This window comes from Bacillus sp. FSL R9-9497, assembly GCF_038005805.1.
Classification (GTDB): domain Bacteria; phylum Bacillota; class Bacilli; order Bacillales; family Bacillaceae_G; genus Bacillus_A; species Bacillus_A cereus.
Genome location: NZ_JBBOTY010000001.1, coordinates 3,032,282 through 3,057,161, shown reverse-complemented (window position 1 = coordinate 3,057,161; position 24,880 = coordinate 3,032,282). Strand labels below are relative to the sequence as shown.

Here is a 24,880-nt window from a genome sequence, read left to right as displayed (position 1 = left end):
ATAATATGGAATGCATAAAAATGACGAAATGGAGTTGGTATCATGTGAAAACTAGTGAGCTTGAAAAACTTTCTTCTATAATCCCTCGTGATGTAACATCTTATTTCTCTCAATTTGTAAAGAAAATAAGTTCTCCTTGTGAAAATGGATTATATGTTTATACGTTATCACCAAGTCAAACTTGTGTATATGGTTCGTTTTTATATGATCAAGATAAAAAGGACGCCAAAATTCAAAAATTTCTTCATTATTTCGTAGCTCATGGAATACTGATAACAGTTCAGGAAAAAGAGGAAGAGGATTTCAAAAAATTAATACATAATTTCCCTATGGGTACAAAAAATTGTAATAGTTCCGCTGAAGGATTATGTGCTATCTTATCAATGTTTATATCTCATTATTTGCGAAAGGTTGACTACTTTGAAAACAATTTCAGAAATGTATTATGGGATTTTTATCATCATAATAACATAGCAGTTTTAGAAAGGATTTATCATATTCGTCATGAATTATTTATGAACACACATGTGTTTCGCTTAATACAAGAAGTGTTACAAGGCCTAAAAGAAGCTTGGTTAGAAAAACTAACAAACACCCTTTGTTATAAACAAACACACGTAAAATTAGAGCGTGGATTACAACTTGTTAAAGAGTACCAAGAAGAATTAGACACGATGATTCATTTACAAGAAGTTGTTTCTTCTCATCGTGGGAATGAAATTATGAAAGCTCTTACTGTATTAACTGCTGTGAGTACGCCTTTGACAGCCTTAGGAGCATTATGGGGTATGAATTTTAAATACATGCCTGAACTAGAATGGAAATATAGCTATTTAATCGCTCTCTTATTTATTATTTTCACAACAGGGGGGATGTATATGTATATGCGATTCAAAGGATGGACAGGTGACTTATTACGAGTAAAGAAAAAGAAATCTTTTTTTAAATCTAATTAATCCTGTTTATAAAAAATATGATAGATATATGATTTGTAATATTTATTAATCGAGATAGCACCATATCCCCATCAAGTTAAAGTTTTGATGTCCCGTAATGATAAAAATGGTGAATATTTATATGAAAGATTAGAGCTCTCCTTCTTGTAGGAGAGCTCTAATCTTTGTTTAAAAACTATATCATATACTCTGAAATTTGTCCGGATTCAATTTAGAATATGGCAAAAGAGAACTTGCCATTAAAAACAAGCTCTCTTTAGAAGAAATAACGTAATTGAGATACTTATATAGTAACAATTGTTTTCTTCTAATTCCATATGTCATATGTTGAGAAATAAATTATGATTGGATTGATAAAGCTAAAATGAATGATTGACATAATATTTTGACGATAATATAATGAATCTCGAATTCAAGATAACTTGTAAAGGATTGGTAATTATGAGCGTGATTAACGATGAGAGCTTATCTTTAAAGTTATTTGTTATATTATCAAGGGCAGTACAGTCAATTACTAAGCGTATTGAAGAGGATATAAAAAGTTATGGACTTAATCCAACTGAATTTGCAGTGCTTGAGCTACTGTATAGTAAAGGCGATCAGCCTATACAAAAAATTGGGGACAAAATATTACTTGCAAGTAGTAGTATCACGTATGTAGTGGATAAGTTGGAAAAGAAGCGGTTCTTAATACGAAAACCATGTCCTAAAGACCGCCGTGTCACGTATGCGTCAATTACTTCAGAAGGTATTGAATTGATGGATATTATTTTTCCTCAGCATAAAGAGGCGATTCGGCAAATATTTGGTGGTTTGGACTATATTGAGAAAAAAATGATAATCGAAAAGTTGAAAAAATTAGGGTATTATGCACTCGAACTATAAATTTTTAGAAATATATCTCGAATTAGTAATGTCCTAATTAAATATAAATTAAATAAATAGGAGGAAAAATTAATAAATGGTAGTAAATTTATTATAATACAAAATGAATAAAACGTGTAATTTCAATTGGTATAGTATGAAATAAAGTTGTTATGTTAACGATATACATATCGTCCTTTAAATTATAAATCTTTCATAAAGCGGAGAGTGGGTATCAAGAATGGAATTACGTCATTTAGAGTATTTTATTCAAGTTTGTAATAATAATAGTTTCACTAAAGCTGCGGAAGTTCTAGGTATTTCACAGCCGACTTTAAGTCAACAAATACGAGTTTTAGAAGGTGAACTTGATACACCCTTGTTTCATCGAGTTGGAAGAGGTATCAAAATGACAGAAGCGGGTAAGCTGCTATTTGATAAAGGAAAATTTATCATGCAACAATTTGATGACGTTTATAATGAAATTTTTGAATTAAAGGGTGTAAAAAGAGGTGTGATTACTATAGGAGGTTTATTAGAGGATCTCACTTATTTAACACCTTATATTATGAAGTTTCAACAACATTATCCCAACATTGTAGTAAAAATTATAGAATCCGAAGTTGCTGTAAATCAAATCGTTGACAAAAATATTGATTTCGGGATTACACGTAGTGCTCAAATTCCAGACACATTAACAAACACCCTTTTGTATAGTGAAGAGCTCGTCCTTGTCATTCCAAAAAATCATCCTTTGAATGAAAAATCATTTGTTTCTTTTCGAGAATTAGTAGGGCTCAGTAGAGTAATGGTTTCATGTAGTTGTCGTGAATCTATTAAGATATATTGTGAGAGTTTAGGGTTATCTTTATCTGAAGCAAATATAGAAACAAAATCTTCTATTTCTCTATTGAGCCTTGTATACAATGGACATGGGGTTGCTATAATACCTCTTTCACTGGTTAACTTTGTTAATAATGATACTTTGAGCATAGTTCGTATTACTGATCCAACACCAAGTCAAGATATTAATCTTATTCACTTTGATGATAAATTTTTAAGTTTTGCAGCACGTATCTTTATGCAGAAGTTAAATGATTCTCAAAAAGTATCAGTGTAATAGAAATAATAATGATTTTAGTGTAACAATTGAAAAATTAAGATCTATATTAAAGTCAAAGGGCAGTGGATTTATATGTGTGGTGTAGTCGATCAAAAGGGGATACCATTGATTTTTAATTAAGGAAAAAAGGAAAGACTTTGCAAGGAGAGAAGGTTATCAAAAACAAGTTAAGTTAATCAATCAATTCTTTGGTCTTATCGTATAGTAACAGATTCCATAAGGGATATACACTGCTATTTTGAATCTACATATCCTTATTGTAGAAAGAAAACCACCGGCATTATACCGGTGGTTTTGATTTAGAAAGCAAAGCAAGTACAACCAATCCCCCATTTAGTTCCATCTTTTCCTATTACGGTATGAGTATGTTGATGGAGAGGGTTACTACAACTATGTAACTTGTTATCATGGGAATCGTGAGAAAGTATAGTGTTGGCTAGGTTAGCACCACCATACCCATAAACGCCCGTCGGTGACCAATCAGGTGATGCTGGCGGCAATTCAGGTGATAAATTTTTAAATTCATCATTTCCATAAACAACCTGCCCACCCATAATGGTGAGTAATGATTCAAGGTCTTTGATTTCTTCTTCTGGCACAGTAAAGTAGTCAGCAGACAATACAGCAATATCAGCAAACTGACCGACTGCCAGGGTTCCCTTTTTACCTTCATCACCAGAGAACCACGCACTTCCTTTTGAATATAATTCCAGGGCTACTTTTCTATCAAGTTTATTTTTTTCATCGTATATGGAAAGACCACCAATGGTTTTTCCGGCAACCATCCAGTAAAGAGCGACCCAAGGGTTATAGCTGGAAACCCTGGTTGCATCACTACCGGCGCCAACAGGTATACCAAGATCTAACATACGATAAATCGGAGGAGTATGCTTTGCAGCTTCCTTTCCGTATAAGTCAACAAAGTATTCACCTTGAAAAGCCATGCGGTCTTGGATGGCAATACCGCCATTTAAAGCCTTAACACGTTCCATACTACGATCTGAGATTGTTTCTGCATGATCAAACCACCAGCGTAGCCCATTAAAAGGAATTTCTCTGTTAACTTCCTCAAATACATTTAAGAAACGTGTGATTGACTCGTCATAAGTTGCATGTAAACGGAATGGCCAACGGTTTTCCACCAATAGAGAAATTACTTTCTTTAAGTCGGCTTCCATCATCGTAGCTAGTTCGGGCCGTGGCATTTGAAATTTTTCAAAATCAGCTGCAGAGAATACTAACATTTCTCCGGCACCATTCATTTTATACTTATCATTTCCTTGACCTGGAGAAACAATTTTTGTCCATGAAGCAAAGTCTTCATATTCATGATTAGGATTTTGCGTAAATAAATTATAAGCAATACGTAAAGTTAATTGTTCCTTCTCGGCTAAATGTTCAACAACTTTGTAGTCGAGAAGGATAATTTTGGAAACCGCCACCTGCATCAATGGCACTTGTAATACCTAATCTATTTAATTCACGCATAAAATGGCGAGTTGAGTTAATCTGGTCGTCAAGATTAAGTACTGGAGCTTTACCCAAACTTGAATAAAGAATAGAAGCGTTAGGGTTAGCAATTAAAAGGCCCGTTGGATTACCTCTTTTATCCCGCTGAATTAAACAGCCTGGAGGATCTGGGGTATCTTTCGTGTATCCCAGTGCACGTAGCCCTGCACGATTTACAAGTGCTCTATCGTAAAGATGTAGCACAAAGACAGGCGTGTCTTCAGAAACAGCATTAATCTCTTCTAATGTTGGCATCCGTCTCTCTTTAAATTGAAATTCAGACCAACCTCCAACTACTCTTACCCACTGAGGAGCAGGTGTACGTCTTGCCTGTTCTTTGAGCATTTCTAGAGCAATAAAAAGTGATGGTACGCCTTCCCAACGTAATTCCATATTATAATGCAGACCACCACGAATAACGTGTATATGAGAGTCATTCAGGCCTGGAATAGCTCTCTTTCTTTTAAGGTCTATTTTTTTTGTTTTTTCCGTGGCACTATTAAGAAGCTCATCTCCACCTACTGCAGTGACTAAACCATCAGTTATGGCGATAGCAGATACCTCAGGCTGAGAAGGGTCAAGGGTAGTAATTTTTCCGTTGTATAAGACCATATCCGGTACATTCATATTCACACCTCGTCTACTTCCTATTATTTTGTAACCATGGATGAAATAATTTACCGAAAATCGGCATGACTACCCATGATAGCAAGGACACGATACATACAGAAACAAAAAAAGCTGACATAATAGGATTCATATGTTTTATAATAGGTCCTATCACTTTAGGAACTAACATGCTAAGAGGCCATACACCCAGAAGGGTAACGATAGACATTTTCCATTTTGGCGGTGGAACTGGCGTTTTCGGAGTAACAAACCAATAAGCCAAACTGCTTTCAGTTTTGTAAGTTGGATTAGCGGCTTGAAATTGCTCCGCCGTTTTTAACAAATCCCGGCGAACATCTGATTCTTGCCAAGTACGTAGATGCTCATACGTATCAAAGCGAAAAATAACAGTATACTCTCTGGATTCGTTACTTGGGACTATTAGATTTACACCTAAATGTCCTGGGAATTTAGTAGCCGCAGCCTCAATTTCATGTCTCCATGTTTCAAACTGTTTTTCTCTACCTTCTTGAATTTCCCATGTAACAATCGTTGTTACTGGATTGCCGGCATCCATCGTGTTCCCTGTATAAGTCTCTTCGACAGCTACTCCTTCTTGTTTCATATTTTCCTGCTTGGAAGCGCGCCATGCACCATAGTATATGCGTATTCTACACCTTGACCATAAGCACCAGTGTGTTCCTTTACAATCTCCATTACAGCATCATAAGTGTCTTTGTGTGCCCAGTCACGTTGGTATTCAAGTAAAACTTGAATTGCTGTCACTGGAATTGCACCAGCTTGTTCTACACGACGCATAGCAGCGTTATGTGCTGTCAAACTAGTACCACCTGAAGCATCATCAACTGCATATACCTCATAGCCAGCTTTAATTGCTTCAAGCACAGGGAATGCAAGGCAAACTTCAGTCCAAAGTGCTGCAAATATTAATTTCTTTCTACCGGTTGCTTTAACTGCCTCAACAAATTTCGGATCTTCCCAAGAGTTCATTGAACTACGTTCTATAATTTCATGGTTTGGGAATATATCAAGAATTTGTGGCCAAAAATAACCAGAAAAGCTGCGTGTTTCAACTGTAGTAAGAATAGTAGGTACGTTAAAAGTTTTTGCTGATTTAGCAAGTAGCATAACGTTATTAATCAATGTTTGTCTATCAATACTTGCAACTCCAAAAGTCATTTGAGGTTGAAAATCAATTAAAATTAAGGCACTGTTCTCCGGATTTAACAATTCTAAATTACTCATAATAAAACGCTCCTTTTTCAATTGTTTATTGAAAGTAATGTATCTTCTGTCAATTGAAGCTCTACTATACTTTTTAATTTAAATTTAGTGCTGATTTAATCAGCACTAAATTTATACTATCTACTTTAAAAAAGGTGATTTAAAGCTATTTACTTGAGATACATTTATGCATTTTGTTTACTAAGATCTCGCTGAGCTCCTCTATAGCTTCCAATTATATTTTGATAGCCTGGAAGATTGCTAGCAAGCAAATTGCCAAAACCTTCGACATCGTTGCGCCAATCGCGTTGTAATTCGCAAGCTACGCTAAACCAGTTCATAAGTTGCACGCCACTATGTGCCATACGTGTATTGGCAGCATCTGCAACTTGTTTACTGAAAGTTCCTGAAGCATCAGTAACAGCAAATACTTCATATCCAGCTTTTATAGCGGAAAGTGCAGGGAAAGCAACACAAACGTCCGTAACTACGCCCGCGATGATAAGTTGCTTTTTTCCAGTTTCTTCGATTGCTTTTACAAAATCATCATTATCCCATGCGTTAATTTGTCCAGGTCGAGCTATTTTTGGTGCATGAGGAAAGAGATCAACCAATTCTTGCATTAAAGGTCCGTTAGGCCCGTTTTCAAAACTTGTTGTTAAAATAACTGGTAAATCAAAAAACTTAGCAGTATGAGCAAGAGCTAAAACATTGTTCTTGAATTCATCAACACCATAGTCACGTACTAGTCCGGACATAAGACCAGTTTGATGATCTACTAAAAGCACGACAGCATCGTCTTTGTTAATACGAGAATAGAGATCAGTCATTATGTATTCCTCCTAAAAATTAAGTAATCGAAGAAATTTTAAATAGTCGAATACTATCATAAGTTTCTTCGTTTATAACTAAGCTGACCAATAATATTGGTTATAGCAGCATTCATAGAACATGAAGTGCTATACAAATTTATAGTATTTGAAAACTGATTCGTTAATCAATTCTAAATTATCTATAATTCGTATAGGTTGTAACTATAGTTGTTTTCACTATAAAATAGATTGGTTTTACCTATACATCCTATAGATAGAACAATATTGATAGTCACCTATTTTTGTTATTACAATTGAATAGGAGTAATGTTCAGTAATTATTTTATGATGAAAAAGGTATTAGAGGGGGGATTGTTCCAAAAGGAGAAAATGAATGCATTGGAACAATAGAGTTTCATACTTAGAGTTCACAACATAAACGTGCATGAATAGGTTATGACATTCATCCAGATTATTGAAGAAAAGGATACATATTAGAATATTTTTTGGAGGTAGAAGCATGGCTAAAATTACTGTAGGAACCGAAAATCAAGCACCAATTGAGATATATTATGAGGATCATGGCACAGGAAAACCAGTTGTACTCATTCATGGTTGGCCGTTAAGTGGTCGATCTTGGGAATACCAAGTTCCCGCTCTTGTTGAGGCTGGATACAGAGTTATAACATATGATCGTCGAGGATTTGGACAATCATCTCAGCCGTGGGAAGGGTATGAATATGATACCTTTACTTCTGATTTACATCAACTATTAGAACATTTAGAGCTTCAAAATGTCACACTTGTTGGTTTTTCTATGGGTGGAGGCGAAGTAGCCCGGTATATTAGTACGTATGGAACAGATCGTATTGAAAAGGCTGTTTTTGCTGGAGCAGTACCTCCATATTTATACAAATCAGAGAATCATCCTGAAGGGGCATTAGATGATGCAACAATTGAAGCATTCAAAAGTGGTGTGATAAATGACCGCCTTGCATTTCTTGATGAATTTACTAAGGGATTTTTCGCGGCTGGTAATCGAACAGATTTAGTTAGTGAGCCATTCCGTTTATATAATTGGGATATTGCAGCCAGTGCATCACCTAAAGGAACACTTGATTGTATTACCGCCTTTAGTAAGACAGATTTTAGAAAAGACTTGGAGAAGTTTAATATACCTACTCTTATTATTCACGGTGATTCTGATGCAACTGTACCATATGAATATAGTGGGAAATTAACACATGAAGCAATTCCTAATTCTAAAGTGGCCTTAATAAAGGGTGGTCCACATGGGCTACATGCAACGCATGCTAAAGAATTTAATGAAGCACTCCTATTATTTTTAAATGACTGATTACAACTATATAATTGTTAATTGATAAATTATAAACAAGTAAAAAATAAAGCTTTATAAAAGATGCTCTTGGATAAATCCAGGAGCATCTTTTTAAATGGTGATATTGAGATGTTAGGTTGATAAATCTCCATTAATTTTGGATTGAATACTCTTCTTAACAGTTAAAATATATTGATTAGAGTTTTTTAGATTTCTTAGAAGTATTGTTATATTACTATCAAGATAATATTTTGAATAATCCTCAAAACAAAGAAATATACATTTTTCTGAGGAAGAAATATCTTATCAGAAAACAATAAAATCTTATTAATTTTTATAATTGGTAGAATTTTTGTGGAAATAATTCTCTTAATATATTAAAATAACATCGTATTATGTCAGATTTTAATTAGGGGAGAGAAATTTTATGTTGAAAAAAATCATTCCAGTTGCTTTAGCATTAAGTACAGTTACTTTTACTAGTGTATTTGCTGCGCCTTCAATCCAAGCAAGTACAGAACAAAACCGCTACATAGATGTACAAATGCTCGGTATTAACGATTTTCATGGGCAACTAGACACTGTAAAAAAAATTAACAATAAAGATGCAGGGGGAATTGAGTACTTAGGGGCTTATTTACGTGATCGTGAAAAACAAAATCCGAATACATTAAAGGTACATGCTGGCGATGTTGTTGGAGCAAGTACTCCTGTTTCAGCATTATTACAAGACGAACCTACGATTGAATTTCTAAATGATTTGAAATTCGATGTTGGAACGATAGGAAATCATGAATTTGATGAAGGTGTTGAAGAAATGAACCGCCTTATTTATGGTGGATACCATGAGAAAACAGGAAATTTTAAAGGAGCAAAATTCCCATATGTTGCTGCAAATTTCTATAATAAATCCACCGGTCGTTTATTTTTACCACCATTCACTATAAAAAAGGTACAAGGAGTTCCTGTTGGCTTTATCGGAGTCGTAACAACGGATGTTCCTAACCTTGTTATGCCTACTATGCTAAAGAATGTAGAAATTACAGATGAAGTTGAAGCTATTAACAAATCCGTAAAGCAATTAAAAAAACTAGGCGTTAAATCTATCGTTGTTCTTGCACATAACGGAGGTATAACAGATGGGAACGGCGTAACAAATGGTGATATCGTCCGATTAGCAAATGAGACTGATCCAGAAGTCGATGTTATTTTTGGTGGCCATAGCCACACCTATGTAAATGGAACTGTTAATAATAAACTTGTCGTACAAGCAAATTCATATGGTATGGCTTTTGCTGATGTTGATGTAAAGATTGATCGTAAAACACAAGATATTGTTGAGAAAAAAGCAGAAATTGTTACAACTTACCATGAAGGCATGGAGCCTGATAAAAAAATCAAGAAGAAGATGGAGAAATATCAAGCAAAAATCGCACCTCTTGTTAATGAAATTGTAGGTAAGTCTATTGCTCCACTAGATCGTAAACTCAATACGGCTGGTGAATCTACTCTCGGAAATTTAGTTGCTGATGCTCAGCGTGCAACAATGCAATCCCAAATTGCACTTATGAATCCTGGTGGTATTCGTAATGACTTAGATGCTGGTGATATTACATGGGGAGAGATATATGGTATTCAACCATTCGGAAATCAATTAATAAAAGTAAATTTAACAGGTCAAGACATTCGTGATATTTTAAATCAACAATGGCAAAAAGACATAACAAGAATGCTTCAAATTTCAGGGATCCAATACACTTGGGATGCGAACAAGCCTAATGGAGAAAAAGTAACAAGTATTCGCTTAACAAATGGAGAAGAAATTATTCCTTCTAAAACTTACAGCGTCGTTGCGAACGCATTTCTAGCTTCAGGGGGAGATGGATTTGTATCCTTTAAAAACGGTAAAGATGCTGAAACAGGACCAACTGATTTTGAAGCATTAGTAGATTATATAAAAAAATCAAAAGAACCAATTCAGTCTATTATTGATGGAAGAATTCAAAAGATAAATTAGGTTTTTATTAATCTCAAAAACAACTAGATTACCTGTGCGCTATACTCTTTAGTGTGCAGGTAATCTATTTTTTTTGATTTGAAATAGTCTAACTGTGGCCAATGGGTATACCGTCTAGATGCAGAGTGCCGAAAAAAATGAAGTGAACAAAAAATAACCCCTAAATTAACTCTATGATAAAGAGACTACAAACAATCAAAATTTGGAACTTCATATTAACCATATATTAACTACGTTAATAATACATACTGAAATTGAATACTTTAGATAACATCATTTATAACGGATATCTGTACATTATAATGTTATGCAATGAGGAATTTACAATACAATGAATTGAAGCTTATTTAGTTTTATATTTGTATAAGTGAATTAAGAATTTCTTAAGAACCTATTAAGAAATAAGTGAGTTTTAGGAACTAGAATAAATGTATCTTAACAGTAATAAGAAAATGAATGTTTTAAACGGAAGTTGGCAGAGTATGTCAAAAAGCTATAAGTAAATATTTCAGGAGGTTTTTTATGAAAAAGAAAATAATTATTGCAATTGTTGCTTCTGCTATAACAATGACTCATTTTGTAGGAAATACTTATGCAGATTCGAAAACAGAGGTTTCTGTTACAGCTCCCTATAATACAAATCAAATAGCGAAATGGTTAGAAGCACATGCAAAGCCTTTAAAAACAACTAATCCAACTGCATCTCTTAATGATTTGAAACCACTTAAGGATATGGTAGGTTCAGCTTCAATTGTAGGTTTAGGTGAAGCTACGCATGGGGCTCATGAAGTTTTTACGATGAAACACCGCATTGTTAAGTATTTAGTATCTGAAAAGGGCTTTACCAATCTAGTTTTAGAAGAGGGATGGGACAGGGCCTTGGAACTTGATCGATATGTTCTTACTGGTAAGGGAAACCCAAACCAACATCTAACACCTGTATTTAAGACGAAAGAAATGCTAGATTTACTTGATTGGATTCGGCAATATAATGCTAATCCAAAACATAAATCGAAAGTACGTGTCATCGGGATGGACATTCAATCAGTAAACGAAAATGTTTATAATAATATAATAGAATATATTAAAGCGAACAATTCAAAACTGTTGCCTAGAGTAGAAGAGAAGATAAAAGGGCTTATTCCTGTAACAAAGGATATGAATACTTTTGAAAGCCTTACGAAAGAAGAAAAAGAAAAGTATGTTTTAGATGCTAAACAAATTAGTGCTTTATTAGAGGAAAATAAAAGTCATTTAAATGGGAAATCTAAAGAGTTCGTATGGATAAAGCAAAATGCTCGTATTATTGAACAGTTTACTACAATGTTAGCGACACCTCCTGATAAACCAGCGGATTTTTATTTGAAACATGATATTGCATTGTATGAAAATGCGAAGTGGACTGAAGAACATTTAGGAAAAACCATTGTATGGGGACATAATGGACACGTTTCGAAAACAAATATGCTTTCTTTTATATACCCTAAAGTAGCAGGGCAGCATTTAGCAGAATATTACGGAAAACGGTACGTATCTATTGGAACGTCAGTTTATGAAGGACAATACAATGTGAAGAATAGCAATGGTGAATTTGGCCCCTATGGAACATTAAAATCGGATGATCCAAACAGTTATAACTACATTTTTGGACAGGTCAAAAAAGATCAATTTTTTATTGATTTACGTAAGGCGAACGGCGTGACAAAAACTTGGTTAAACGAACAACATCCAATTTTCGCTGGAATAACTACCGAAGGGCCTGATATACCAAAAACTGTTGATATATCATTAGGTAAAGCGTTTGATATACTTGTTCAAATTCAAAAAGTGAGTCCATCTCAAGTACATCAATAAATTTAGAATCATGTGCCGTAATGACAAATTTCATAGTGTGTCATATAACACAATGAAATTTGTTTTATATAACAAGAAGAATAATCGCATTAGAAAAAATCAGCAGTTTAACCTGTTAAGAGTAAAACGAATCTTACAATATGTAAAGCGCAAAAACACTGAAGCGAAAAGCATCGGTGTTTTTTGCGCTTTCGGGCACAGATGCTACTTCAATCCTATTGTAGAAGTGATTTTGTATGTAAGGAATTTGTAAGGAATAGGTAAGAAAAAAGAGATTTTCATTGTGTAGGATAAAAATATAAGGAGGCATGAAGGGGGGAACAAGTACGGCCTACATATAAAACAAATAATCAGTAACAAGAGTGTTTTAAGGAAAAGAAGTAATTTCTATGGTTAATATGCATATGGAAAAAGAGTGATTTAGAGATTGTTAGGACACAATGGTGTTTGTGAAAATAATGATTAGTACGATAATTGCAAATTCAGTGTTGACTTTTATCATTGGGAGAGTTGATAGCTGTGTGGTTCGTATATGAGAAAGCTATCAGCCATCAATACAATTTAAATAGAAGAGAGGAATTCTTTATGAAAACACGCAGTAAAATTACATGTGCAAGTCTAGCACTTTTAATAGCTGGAAGTTCCCTGTTATACATAACACCAACATCAATTGTAAAAGCAGAATCTACGCAAAATGTATCTAGTTCGTTACAAACAAGTACGCAAAACGATCGTACTTCTGTTAAGAAAGCAATGCGAGATGAACTGCAACTTGGATACCCGGGAATACTCGCTAAAATTTCTAAGGGGGGTAAAACTTGGAGTTATACAGCTGGGGTAGCGGATCTGAAAACTAAGAAACCAATGAAAGCAGATTTTCGCTTTCGCATTGGCAGTGTGACGAAAACGTTCATTGCAACAGTTCTACTTCAATTATCTGGAGAGAACCGTTTGAATCTAGACGACTCCATTGAAAAATGGTTACCTGGTGTTATTCAAGGAAACGGATATGATGGTAACCAGATTACGATCCGGCAACTATTGAATCATACAAGTGGTATTGCTGACTATATAAATTCAAAAGACTTTGATATTACGGATATAAAAAAATCGTATACGGCTGAAGAATTTGTAAAGATGGGGATTTCACTTCCCCCAGACTTTGCCCCAGGAAAGGGTTGGTCTTATTCAAATACAGGATATGTAATACTAGGAATCCTTATTGAAAAAGTAACAGGAAACAGCTATGCGGAAGAGGTTGAAAATCGGATTATTGAACCGCTTGATTTGTCAAATACATTTTTACCTGGTAATTCAAGCGTGATTCCAGGCACCAAGCATGCCCGTGGCTATTTGCAACTAGACGGAGCGAGTGAGCTAAAAGACGTTACTTATATTAACCCAGGTAGCTCGGATGGAGATATAATTTCTAATGCTGACGACTTAAACAAATTCTTCTCTTACTTACTCAGTGGCAAAATACTGAAGGAACAGCAACTAAAACAAATGCTTACTACAGTTCCTACAGAAAGAGAGGGAACTAGATATGGCCTTGGAATTCTTGAAATTAAACTTCCGAACGGTGTTTCGATATGGGGACATAGGGGTGCCGTTCCAGGGTTTTCCACTTTTGTTGGTGGAACACTTGGAGGAAAACATACATTTGCTATCAATGCGAACAGTTTAAACATTAATAATCCGGAATTTTTTAAAGATATTTTACTTGCTGAATTTAGCAAGTAGGCAACAAGGAAAAACGGAAAAATTTTTTCATTTGTAATTTCAATCGGAATGGATTACCGCTTGAAATGAGTATAGATAGAGGGGATGAAGTATGTAGAAACAATCAAACCAATCATGAGAGATAGCTAAGCAAAAGGATTGGTTTATACATTGGCCGATTAAAAGAGCAACACATATAATGAGTGATTATTATATATTGTATTTGTATGGGTATTGTCACTAATTGTAAATTTATATAAGGTGCGAAGTCTAATTTAAGACTTCGCACTTTTTCCGTTTAACAGCTTTTATTGTGAAGCTATTAACAATAGAAAAAGGAGAATGTAACTAGTTATGCGGATGAATCTTGGTACATGCGCTATGTAGGATTTTTTTTGGGGGATATACAAAAAATAAATTTAGAAGAATATATGAATTAGAGACAAGAAAGCTCAAGTGAATTGAAAACCTTTACTTTTTTGTTTTGGAAATAGTATTTAATTAAACAGTATGGTACTTTATTTTAATAATTGAACAACTGCCTACTAAAAAAATTGATAGGCAGTTGCTTTGCTTTTGGGTGAAAAAAATGATTTTTCTTTAATCTGTAATAACAGTTATAAATTAATTTTAATTATCTTATGAAATAGGGAAAAGCATTATAAGTTATAAGGATTACTTGTTTTTTTGTTTTACTTGTTCTTTTAATTCATCAAGGGTCTTACCGCTAATATTATCAGTAATAGTTTCATGTATTTCATTTTTTAATACAATGGTCTTTCCTGCAAGTTGTGCTTTAGAAGACATTTTACTTTCATTAATAGTTTCTATGTTTGTCTGAAGATCTGCTTTGTTATTTTCATCAAAGGTAATTGCGAATGGTTCAATTGCTCCGTAGTAGTTACCAAATAATTGATCCTTCTTCAAAAACATCATATATTTTTTATTAACCATAGGTTCGATATATAAAGGATCCTTATTTTGCACCTCTTTAGTAGTTATCTTAGTAGCCTTTTTTGTAACTGTGCCATCTGGTGCAACAACTGCATTAGAATCTTCAAGTTTTACAGTTTCAGCGAAACGATGATTGATTTTTATTTGTTTATTTTCATTCACACCTTTAATTGTTTCGGAAATGTTGAAATTATATAGATGTCCTTCAACGTAATTTTCTTTGTCCTCTTCCGATGGATTACTTGGATTACGTGCCATATTCCACTTAGAGTCAAGACCTTCATATTCACCGATTACAACTAGATCTGCTTCATTAATCATTTGATTTAAGTCACTTGTAGCAGGGAAATCTTTACTGAGAATAACAGTTTCGGTATTCTTATCTTCTTCAGCAACAGGGGAGAAGTGACTATTAAATGCTGAATATCCTCCCAAACCAATTACTGTAGCCAAAGGTATTGCAATTACCATAGTTTTTGCTTTTTTACTTAACATTAAGAAATCATCTCCTTTTTCTGTTAATAGATTGCATTTACACCATTTTTATCGTCAGTTTGAGGGACATGCATAGTAGTACGATTACGATTGCTGTTCATAATTGAAGTACCACTGTTGTGACCTATTCCTATTGCATGACCAAACTCATGGACTCCTGTACTTTTAGCAACATTTGATTTTGTAATATTTGTATTACCTGCGTTAATATCACCGGCAAATTTCGTTACTTTTTTAGTGGATGTATTATAAGATGTCTTCATTCTTCCATAATAAGTAGAGGAACTTTCAAACCAAGAGTTTAATGTGTTCACAGAAGAAGCAGAAACTGTAAAATTAATACGAGAAGCAGTGTACCAGGCTGAATCGGCAGCTTGCCAACCAGATTTGATGATACTTGAACCATCGTCTAATCTGTCTCCCCATTTATATGTAGCTGATTTTGAAGGCAGCTTCCATCCTTCTTTTACATAAGCCTCTGAAACGCCAACGCTTGAAAAAACAAACACAGTACCTAATAAAAATGCAGTAATCCCTTTTTTAAAATTCATATTATCCCTCCAAAGATTATTTTTAACAAGAGAATTATAGCACCATTCTCTTCTTTTGGATCAATATTTAATTAACATTTAGAATATTTTGTATTGAGAAAATATAATTAGGGAGACTTTATTATAATGTATAAATATAAAGCAATGAAATGGTGTCTATGTTTATTCATATTTACTTTTTTAATTATTATTGGTAAAACAATTTGGTCCAGTATAGATGTGGCAGGAGTGTCTAGCGTGTCATCGAATTCTGAAACTATAGTATTAAATAAGACATTCAAAACTACAAATCATTTAAGCGAAATGGTTGAAGAAGCAGACGTAATTGTACTAGGTGAATATGACGGCTTATACTCTAAATGGAATATGGCAAACAGTTCATCACATGAGATTCAAAGTGAAGATGTTGAAGGCCATTTGTTTAGTTTTCATGTCAAAGAAATCTTAAAAGGGGACTATGTAAAGAATGAAATCTTAATAAATCATAGATATTCAGAAAATCTCGTATTAGAGGAAAGTAATGAAATCATTGATAAAAATGGAATCATTCTGAAAGGTGCTACGAAAGTGTTTACTAAAAAAGTAGAAAATAAAGATCCATTGTATATAAAACCAAAATCCGAGGAGACATATATAGTTTTTTTAAAAGAAAATAATAAACTTGGACATTTTTATCCAGCTTTAGAACCTTTTATGATTGAATTTGATATAAGAAATATTGCACACTTAAAGAGCAATCTAATAAATTGGGATAAAAATAAATATAAATTTGAAACAAAGGTTAAGAATAAAACTTTTTATATTGAAAATGACATAGATTCAACGATCAAAGATAATATTAGCGGAAAAAAATTGAGGGACATTAAGGATTTTGTGAAGAGGACTTCAAAAATGAACTGAAATCTAATAAATAGCGTAAAAGCTAAAAGATTTTCGCTTTGAGAACATCTTAAAATATTAAATTGATGGTAACTTTGTTGTATCTCTTTAAACATACCTATATTAAAACCCAAATTTCTCAATTTAATGCTGAGATATTTGGGTTTTTCTAAAGTAATCAATTTTTTAAAAAATTTTTAGAAATTTAAAGATAAAGTATTGTATACATGTAAGTATGATTAAAAATGCAAAGTTGTAAATGCTAAATTTAATTAAATACGCCTTACTCTCTTTACCATTGGCTTGAGTGAATAGTTTATAGGAAATTACACTGGCTAAAGATGCGATAATTGTTCCAAGCCCTCCAATATTTACTCCTAGTAATAAAGCTTTCCAATCAGAAGTAAAGTTTGATAGAAGAATTGAAGTAGGAAAATTGCTAATCAATTGACTCAAAAATATGGAACTAAAGAAGACTGAAGTATCTCCTTTTAAATTAGCGCGAGCAAATGTCTCCAGCGCATCGGAATGGGAAATGTTTCCGATAAAAATAAAAAAACAGACAAAGGTTATTAGAAGAAAGTAATCGATCTTAAATAGTAAGTTTCTATCTAACGTAAATGCTGCCATCAATGTAACTATTAGCGCAATGTAATAACTAATGACACCAAAAATAGATGCAATGATAGTGATAAGTATCAAAATCCAGATGGTAGCTTTTTTTCGATTCTTCACGGTAATAACAGGTAGTTCTATTTTTAAATCTGTTTTTTGAAGTTTTTGAGTAAATATAAATAACAAACTGATTCCAAGTACAGCTAAAAGCAGGATTGAACCTAAAAATGGGATGAGCTTAATTCCATAGTAAGAATATAAGTATAAATTTTGTGGGTTTCCCATAGGCATCAAGCTACTGCCGATGTTTGCCGCAATTGTTTGCAGGATGATTGTATCCATCATGTTCATTTGTGTTTTTTTACTAATGACAAGTGTTATTGGCACAAAAGTGAGGAGAGCGACATCATTTGTTACAAACATGGAGCAAATAAAGCATAACAAAATTAGAATAATAGATATTGACCTGCTGTTATTGCATTTATTTAAAATCGCAACGGCAAGTTTGTCTAATATCTTTAGCTGTTCCAAGGCCTTAATGGCCACCATTAGATTAAATAAGCTAATTAACACTTCAAAGTTAATATATTCGATCTTTGGCGAATGTATTAAGCAGCTTACAATTGCTAGTATCAGTGAAATGGTAAGCACTAAATCCTTTTTTAAAAATTCGAATTTCATAAGGAGTCTTTTTTTATTTTGAACGAATACTATTTCTTTCACAATACACCACCTGTAATCTATGTTAGTAAATATACGTTTTTTGGGATAACTCGATATTGCTAGAAAAGACGATGTCATAAGGTCCTAAATAAGAGTTTTGTAATGTTTCATCCTTTCAACAAAATCCTTTTTTCTTAGTGTCTTTCATGTTGTAAATATGTGCAATATAGACGAATCCAACTAGGGGGATTAATTGAGAAAACAAATGTTTTTTGTATGATACCATAAATAAATTAAATGCTTTATTTTTTTAATATTCTTATAATATTCTATTGATTCTTGATTTCAAATACTTTATATGAACTTCTAAAAGAGAAAAAGTATGCATGTTTTTATGAAGAAAATAGAGGCTTGCCAAAGGATAGGTAGAACAAAATCTGCGACGTTTGGATACTGTATAAAATTCACAAAATCTCACTGTTTTTTTAGATGAAAAATCTTAAAATATTTTTTTGTTTTTATAAAAATCTGTACTTTTTCGTAACATTCTGTACTTTTAATTATAAATTAAAGACAAGCTTCTCTTAGTTAAAGATTGAAAGCGCTTTATAGGTTTTTCGTGAAATTTTTACCTAGCCTATTTTTGAGATTAGTAGTAAGAAAGGAGATATTTCCATGTTCTTAAGAAAATTAACAAAAAACCAGTTAATCACTATTGATTATTATGATTTAAATATAAATCACCGGTAAACGAAACAAACATAATAGTACAACAACATTAGTGGATAAGAATATTAGTTTTGCAGAAGGGGATAGAGCATCGTGTGTATAAACGGAAAGTTTTTAGAAAATTCAGTTTTGAAGTTGCATGTTACGATGTTTGTTTAAACAGGCCAATTCTATTCATATAGAAAATTTTTATCCTTGTTGTATTTGAATATGAATGAGGTATTTATGCCAAGGAATATAGGTGATTTTATATAGATTATGATAGATAAATTTTTGGTATGGAGTGATAATATGGAAAGATTTTTTGTAGAGTTAGTCGGATCAACAAATGATTTTTTATGGTCTAAATTGTTAATTATTATGCTTGTTATTTGCGGAATTTATTTTACATTTAAATTGAATTTTGTACAGTTTCGAATGTTAAAAGAGATGGTCCGTGTATTAATGGAGGGGAAAAGTGGTTCTAAAGATCAAATCTCTCCTTTTCAAGCGTTTTGTATTGGTATGGCAGCCCGCGTTGGAACAGGGAATATCACAGGAATTGCGATTGCAATTGCATTAGGTGGTCCTGGAGCTGTATTTTGGATGTGGATTATTTCTATTATTAGCTCGGCCTCCAGTTTTGTCGAAAGCACATTAGCACAGATATATAAAGTAAAAGATAAAACTGGTTTCCGCGGTGGTCCATCCTATTATATGGAAAAAGGGTTGAATAAACGTTGGATGGGAGTATTATTCTCTATTTTAATCACAATTACTTTTGGTCTTGTATTCAATTCAGTACAATCAAATACAGTTACAATTGCTTTTCAAAACTCATTTGGTACAGATCGTCTAACAGTTGGGATAATCATGGCCATTGCTTTCGCTGCGATTATTTTTGGTGGTGTACAACGTATTGCAAAAATGGCTGAATACAAGGTGGTATTTTTAGCGGTATTATACATTGGAGTTGCATTATTTGTTGTAGTTACCAACATATCAAAAATGCCGGAAGTTCTTTCTCTTATTGTTCAAAACGCATTTGGTTTTAAACAAATAGCAGGCGGTTCAATTGGTGCAGCACTTATGAATGGAGTTAAACGTGGTTTATTTTCAAATGAAGCTGGTATGGGAAGTGCACCAAACGTTGCCGCAACAGCAACAACAAGTCATCCGGTGAAACAAGGACTGATTCAAGCATTTGGTGTATTAACGGATACACTGATCATATGTACTAGCACTGCCTTTATTATTTTGCTGTCTGATGCATATAAACAACCGGGGTTAAATGGTATTGCACTTACACAAGCAGCATTAAGTGAACACATAGGTCCTTGGGCATCGGGTTGTCTTGCTATCTTTGTTTTTTTATTTGGATTTGGTGCGTTAATTGGCAACTATTATTATGGTGAAACAAATATTCGCTTCTTACATACAAGTAAAGTGTGGTTAATGATATACAGAATAAGTGTGTTGGCTATGATTGTATTTGGTTCTGTTGCAAAGATTCAAATTGTATGGGATTTAGCGGACTTATTTATGGGCTTTATGGTTATTATTAATTTAATTGCTATTACCTTACTTTCAAAAGTAGCATTTGCGGCGTTACAAGATTATATAAACCAGAAAAAAGCTGGTAAAGATCCTATTTTTTATAAAGAAAACATTAAAGGGCTTGAAAATATTGAATGTTGGGATAGTTATGAGAAAACTTCAAAAAAGAAAAGTGTGTAATAAGAAGGATATTCAGACTGCAATATGTCTGAATATTTTTCTTGGTTCTAGTGCAAATATTATTGATTATAGTAAAGAAAAAATCATTCTATATAAAGTTAATAGTACGGGGGAATATGATTAAATGATAAAGGATTCTAGCGTTCAAGTTGAGGGTCAAGAAAAAGTTTGCTTAGATCAATGGGTAGCTCATTATCGAACGTATGCAGCTAAGGGACGAAGCGCCAGTTATATTCCTGCTCTGGGGGAAATAAATGTATCGCAGTTAGGTATTTGTATAGTAAAGCCAGATGGAACAATGATAAAATCAGGAGATTGGGAGATACCTTTCACATTACAAAGTATATCAAAAGTAATCGGTTTTATAGCCGCTTGTTTAAGTCGCGGTATTTCTTATGTATTAGAACGAGTTGACGTAGAGCCAACTGGAGATGCCTTTAATTCAATTATTCGTTTAGAGATACATAAACCAGGAAAACCTTTTAATCCTATGATTAATGCTGGAGCAATTACGATAGCTTCACTTTTGCCAGGGACATCGGTGCAAGAAAAATTAGAATCTCTATACGTATTAATTGAAAAAATGATAGAGAAGCGTCCCGCTATTAATGAAATAGTATTTCAATCAGAATGGGAAACGGCTCATCGTAATAGAGCATTAGCATACTATTTAAAGGAGAATGGTTTTCTAGAATCAGATGTGGAGGAGACACTAGAGGTTTACCTAAAACAATGTTCGATTGAAATAAATACAGAAGATATTGCCTTAATAGGGCTTATACTAGCACATGATGGATATCATCCTATTCGCAAAGAACAAGTGCTCCCTAAAGAAGTAGCTAGGTTAACAAAAGCTTTAATGCTAACTTGTGGAATGTACAATGCTTCTGGAAAATTTGCTGCTTTCATTGGATTACCAGCTAAGAGTGGGGTATCGGGCGGAATTATGACACTTGTTCCCTCAAAATCTAGGAAGGATTTATCGTTCCAAGATGGATGTGGTATTGGTATTTACGGACCAGCCATTGATGAATATGGGAATAGTTTACCAGGAATTATGTTGTTAGAACATATTGCAAAAGAATGGGATTTAAGTATATTTTAAAAAGGAGCACAGATATTTTGGTGTTAGAGCGAGTCCAAAAGTGTTCAGACCTTATATTGTGTCTGAACATTTTTGAGTTATAAAGTATCTTTCTAAAGTAGAAGGGTGTAATGAATACTCACAATCTAGAATGCTTTCGTTTATATCTTATTTATCAGTTTTTGAAAAAAATAGAGTAAGTATTGTATTAATGCAAATAGGTTTGTATACTGACTGTTAGGCGAAAGTGAGAAGTGATTATTTTGAATCTTAGTAATTTAGTAAAAAAAGACATTTATATTCTCGTTTTAATGATACTTACAGTACCCTTAGTAGGTGAAATAAAGTCATTTCCTTTAAATGAAACATTTAGAATGAGCTTTGGCGCACCAACATTTTTCTTTTTTTTGTTATTGTTTCGACGAATTCCAGCATTTTTACCGGGTTTTTTAACAGCGATAGTCGTGGTAGTATTTCGTATCTCAATGGATGTCATTATAAAGGGAAATATGGATTGGCTAGCCGCTTTTCATACTCACTATCCTAGTTTTTTCTTTTATTTTACTTATTCGTATCTCTTTCATTTAGCAAAAATCAAACGTTTTTATCATCAACCACTAATGATTGGTTTTATTGGTTGCATGATTGAAATACTGTCAGACTGTGTGGAATTAATGATTCAATATTTCGTATTAAAAACATCGATCACATCCGAGGCAATAAATGAGATCATTGTTATCGCATGTTCCCATAGTTTTATAGTTCTAAGCTTTTTCAATATGATGAAATTGTATGAAGCGCAATCAAGGGAGAGACATATAAAGAAACAAAATGAACATATGCTCATGCTTATCTCTAATTTATATGAAGATGCTGTTCATTTAAAGAAAACATTACAAGATGCTGAGAATATAACAAAAAAATCCTATGATTTATATAAAACCTTAGACTCTTTTGAGCACAAACAGATGGATTTTCAGTTTGAGGATTTAAGGCAACAGGCATTACAAATTGCTGGTGAGGTCCATGATGTTAAAAAGGATAACCAACGTATTTTTGCGGGACTTTCAAAATTAATTTCTGATGAAAGTTTTACAGATTATATGTCTGTGCATGAACTAGTAAATATCATTATACGGGCAAATACGAAATATGCACGGTTGCTAGAGAAAGACATCCAATTTGTGTATAAAATTGATGGTGTGCATCCTCATTATCATATTTACACAATCTTATCTATTATAAATAATATCGTTACAAACGCTGTAGAAGCTATCCAAGGTATGGGAACCATCACAATTGACATTAATAAAGACCACCATTTTGTTGAATTTCAAATAGGCGATAATGGTCCTGGTATTTCTTCAAAATATAAAGATTCAATTTTTGAGCCTGGGTTTACTTCTAAATATGATGATTTAGGCAACCCATCGACAGGTATCGGATTATCGTATGTTAAAGAAATGGTCGAACAACTTGAAGGTGATGTTACGCTTGAGGACAGAACCGAAGGAAAAGGATCAATTTTTATAATTAGATTAGGGATTGATCATATAATTTCGAAAGGGTGATTCTATGTATTTTTATATAGTAGATGATGAAAAAGCGGTTCGCTCAATGTTGGCTCAAATTATCGAGGATGAAGATCTTGGGGAGGTTATAGGAGAAGCTGAGGATGGTTTATCTTTAGAGCAACAAATGGTAATCCTTAAAAATATAGACATTTTATTTATCGATTTGTTAATGCCGAATCAAGATGGAATAAAAACAATTCGTCAAATAAAACCTTCGTTTAAAGGGAAAATCATCATGGTCTCTCAAGTAGAATCAAAAGAATTAATTGCTGAAGCTTATTCGCTTGGTGTTGAATACTATATTATTAAGCCAATTAACCGGATTGAAGTATTAACAGTTGTTCGGAAAGTCATTGAACGAATTCGTTTGGAAAAATCGATAAAAAACATTCAAGAATCGCTTAATATGGTACTAAAATTGGATAGTAATTTAAGTACGCAAGAAAAATACCGTAGTGAAAAACATTTAAATACTTTCAATCATTTTCAAAATTCCATTCATTTTCTTTTGTCTGAATTAGGAATAGCCAGTGAAAGTGGAAGTAAAGATTTAATGGATATGCTAGATTATTTATATAAATATGAACAAGATAACACGTTGGAACAAGGCTTTCCCTCACTAAAAGAGATTTTTATGAATTTAGCTCAAAAAAAACTTGGGGATTCAGCTGAAGATGCCGAATTAAAAAGGTTCATAGAAGCTTCCAAACAACGGATTCGGAGAGCAATTTATCAATCATTAAACCATTTAGCATCCCTTGGACTTACTGATTTTTTAAACCCGAAGTTCGAAAATTATGCTTCTAGATTTTTTGATTTTACTACCGTAAGGAGAAAGATGACAGAATTGAATAATGAACCAACATTACCTGCTCGTATTGATACGAAAAAATTTATTCAAGTTCTTTATTTTGAAGCAAAACGAATACACTTGGAGTTAAGATGATAAACTCTTGCTAAGTATTATTTTCAATTGATAGATTGATTATTATTTTCATGTTATTGGTTTTATATAGTTTTTCTAAGAGAGGATTTTCCTTTATTTCATATTGGCTTTAAAATCAGAAAATTCCGTATCGATTCGGTAGAAGTGTATGAACTTAAAACAAAAGAATATGTATTTTTTACACATTAATATTCATTAAAAAAAACGAGTATTTTAACAATAAAATATAAATACATAGTAAGTTGAATTGAAAAAAAGATGCTATCTTCTGGCATCTTTTTTTCTTTAAGAGGAAATATCATTGATCCTTATATTATTTGAAATTCAAATGCGGGCATATAAATAAGGGAAAAGGAGATAATATTTAACAAATTATAATTGGAAATGGTATTTTAGGTCAGAAATGTTTTTATACTAATTAGGTTATTGGTACTAAATAAGCATAATGTCTCGCTTTTCTGCTCTTTAATCTTATCGTTATTTTTTATTAAGTACATATCGTTTTTTAGAAATCTCAATCCTAGCAGAGTATATAAATTGGGTGATAAAAATGTGGAACATAATTACTTCTTATCTTCCAGATTGGAAAGTCTTTGTACAAGCTTTTATCTTGTTTTTAATTCC

Annotated in this window: 18 protein-coding genes and 1 pseudogene; 12 read left to right on the top strand and 7 right to left on the bottom strand. The window is 33.0% G+C overall.

What is annotated here, in order from left to right; translation table 11 throughout:
• Positions 1–5: 5 nt before the first annotated feature.
• The 3 genes from MKY21_RS15725 to MKY21_RS15715 all read left to right on the top strand — a co-directional run bounded on the left by MKY21_RS15725 (position 6) and on the right by MKY21_RS15715 (position 2,940).
• Positions 6–956, top strand: coding sequence for a magnesium transporter CorA family protein (locus MKY21_RS15725; protein WP_322369462.1), 951 nt, complete (start codon positions 6–8; stop codon positions 954–956).
• Positions 957–1,397: 441 nt separating this feature from the next.
• Positions 1,398–1,841, top strand: a complete 444-nt coding sequence (locus MKY21_RS15720; protein ID WP_000111426.1) for a MarR family winged helix-turn-helix transcriptional regulator — start codon at positions 1,398–1,400, stop codon at positions 1,839–1,841.
• 220 nt (positions 1,842–2,061) lie between these two features.
• Positions 2,062–2,940, top strand: coding sequence for a LysR family transcriptional regulator (locus MKY21_RS15715; protein ID WP_000423188.1), 879 nt, complete (start codon positions 2,062–2,064; stop codon positions 2,938–2,940).
• Positions 2,941–3,242: 302 nt separating this feature from the next.
• Here the strand turns inward: MKY21_RS15715 and MKY21_RS15710 are convergent.
• From MKY21_RS15710 to ycaC, 4 genes and pseudogenes are all read right to left on the bottom strand, one after another.
• A pseudogene (locus tag MKY21_RS15710) lies at positions 3,243–5,079 on the bottom strand (amidohydrolase).
• 13 nt (positions 5,080–5,092) lie between these two features.
• Positions 5,093–5,686: an antibiotic biosynthesis monooxygenase gene (locus MKY21_RS15705; protein ID WP_016122792.1), complete on the bottom strand. Its 594-nt coding sequence runs from the start codon at positions 5,684–5,686 to the stop codon at positions 5,093–5,095.
• On the bottom strand, positions 5,683–6,327 hold the full coding sequence (locus MKY21_RS15700; protein ID WP_000067162.1) for a hydrolase: 645 nt from the start codon (positions 6,325–6,327) through the stop codon (positions 5,683–5,685). The genes MKY21_RS15705 and MKY21_RS15700 overlap by 4 nt, the downstream gene beginning before the upstream one ends.
• Positions 6,328–6,491: 164 nt before the next feature.
• On the bottom strand, positions 6,492–7,136 hold the full coding sequence (ycaC, locus tag MKY21_RS15695; RefSeq protein ID WP_000131214.1) for an isochorismate family cysteine hydrolase YcaC: 645 nt from the start codon (positions 7,134–7,136) through the stop codon (positions 6,492–6,494).
• Between the two features lie 502 nt (positions 7,137–7,638).
• On the opposite strand from ycaC, the gene MKY21_RS15690 reads away from it, so the two are divergent.
• From MKY21_RS15690 to MKY21_RS15675, 4 genes are all read left to right on the top strand, one after another.
• The gene (locus MKY21_RS15690; protein WP_139848957.1) at positions 7,639–8,475 is read left to right on the top strand and encodes a bromoperoxidase; all 837 of its coding nucleotides are present in this window, start codon (positions 7,639–7,641) and stop codon (positions 8,473–8,475) included.
• 409 nt (positions 8,476–8,884) lie between these two features.
• On the top strand, positions 8,885–10,474 hold the full coding sequence (locus MKY21_RS15685) for a bifunctional metallophosphatase/5'-nucleotidase (protein ID WP_016122791.1): 1,590 nt from the start codon (positions 8,885–8,887) through the stop codon (positions 10,472–10,474).
• Positions 10,475–10,996: 522 nt separating this feature from the next.
• On the top strand, positions 10,997–12,328 hold the full coding sequence (locus tag MKY21_RS15680) for an erythromycin esterase family protein (RefSeq protein ID WP_000726831.1): 1,332 nt from the start codon (positions 10,997–10,999) through the stop codon (positions 12,326–12,328).
• A gap of 519 nt (positions 12,329–12,847) precedes the next feature.
• The gene (locus tag MKY21_RS15675; protein WP_341076750.1) at positions 12,848–14,071 is read left to right on the top strand and encodes a serine hydrolase domain-containing protein; all 1,224 of its coding nucleotides are present in this window, start codon (positions 12,848–12,850) and stop codon (positions 14,069–14,071) included.
• Between the two features lie 654 nt (positions 14,072–14,725).
• Here the strand turns inward: MKY21_RS15675 and MKY21_RS15670 are convergent.
• Both MKY21_RS15670 and MKY21_RS15665 read right to left on the bottom strand, forming a co-directional pair.
• Entirely contained in the window at positions 14,726–15,499 is a 774-nt protein-coding gene (locus MKY21_RS15670) for a hypothetical protein (protein ID WP_000949362.1), read from the bottom strand.
• 23 nt (positions 15,500–15,522) lie between these two features.
• Positions 15,523–16,050, bottom strand: a complete 528-nt coding sequence (locus MKY21_RS15665) for a matrixin family metalloprotease (RefSeq protein ID WP_001009604.1) — start codon at positions 16,048–16,050, stop codon at positions 15,523–15,525.
• Between the two features lie 126 nt (positions 16,051–16,176).
• Here MKY21_RS15665 and MKY21_RS15660 point away from each other — a divergent pair, with 126 nt between their 5' ends.
• On the top strand, positions 16,177–16,950 hold the full coding sequence (locus MKY21_RS15660) for a hypothetical protein (protein ID WP_063264095.1): 774 nt from the start codon (positions 16,177–16,179) through the stop codon (positions 16,948–16,950).
• Positions 16,951–17,115: 165 nt separating this feature from the next.
• On the opposite strand, the gene MKY21_RS15655 is transcribed toward MKY21_RS15660, so the two are convergent.
• A complete protein-coding gene (locus MKY21_RS15655; protein ID WP_098906628.1) occupies positions 17,116–18,267 on the bottom strand; it encodes an anion transporter in 1,152 nt (383 codons plus the stop codon).
• Between the two features lie 960 nt (positions 18,268–19,227).
• Between MKY21_RS15655 and MKY21_RS15650 the strand changes: the two genes are divergently transcribed.
• The 4 genes from MKY21_RS15650 to MKY21_RS15635 all read left to right on the top strand — a co-directional run bounded on the left by MKY21_RS15650 (position 19,228) and on the right by MKY21_RS15635 (position 24,256).
• Complete coding sequence (locus MKY21_RS15650) at positions 19,228–20,652, top strand: alanine/glycine:cation symporter family protein (protein WP_000439283.1); 1,425 nt, start codon at positions 19,228–19,230, stop codon at positions 20,650–20,652.
• A 124-nt stretch (positions 20,653–20,776) separates the two neighbouring features.
• Positions 20,777–21,757, top strand: coding sequence for a glutaminase GlsA (gene glsA, locus MKY21_RS15645; protein ID WP_000588656.1), 981 nt, complete (start codon positions 20,777–20,779; stop codon positions 21,755–21,757).
• Between the two features lie 233 nt (positions 21,758–21,990).
• The gene (locus MKY21_RS15640; protein WP_000584790.1) at positions 21,991–23,307 is read left to right on the top strand and encodes a sensor histidine kinase; all 1,317 of its coding nucleotides are present in this window, start codon (positions 21,991–21,993) and stop codon (positions 23,305–23,307) included.
• Between the two features lie 4 nt (positions 23,308–23,311).
• Positions 23,312–24,256, top strand: a complete 945-nt coding sequence (locus MKY21_RS15635; RefSeq protein ID WP_000274085.1) for a response regulator — start codon at positions 23,312–23,314, stop codon at positions 24,254–24,256.
• Positions 24,257–24,880 lie beyond the last annotated feature (624 nt).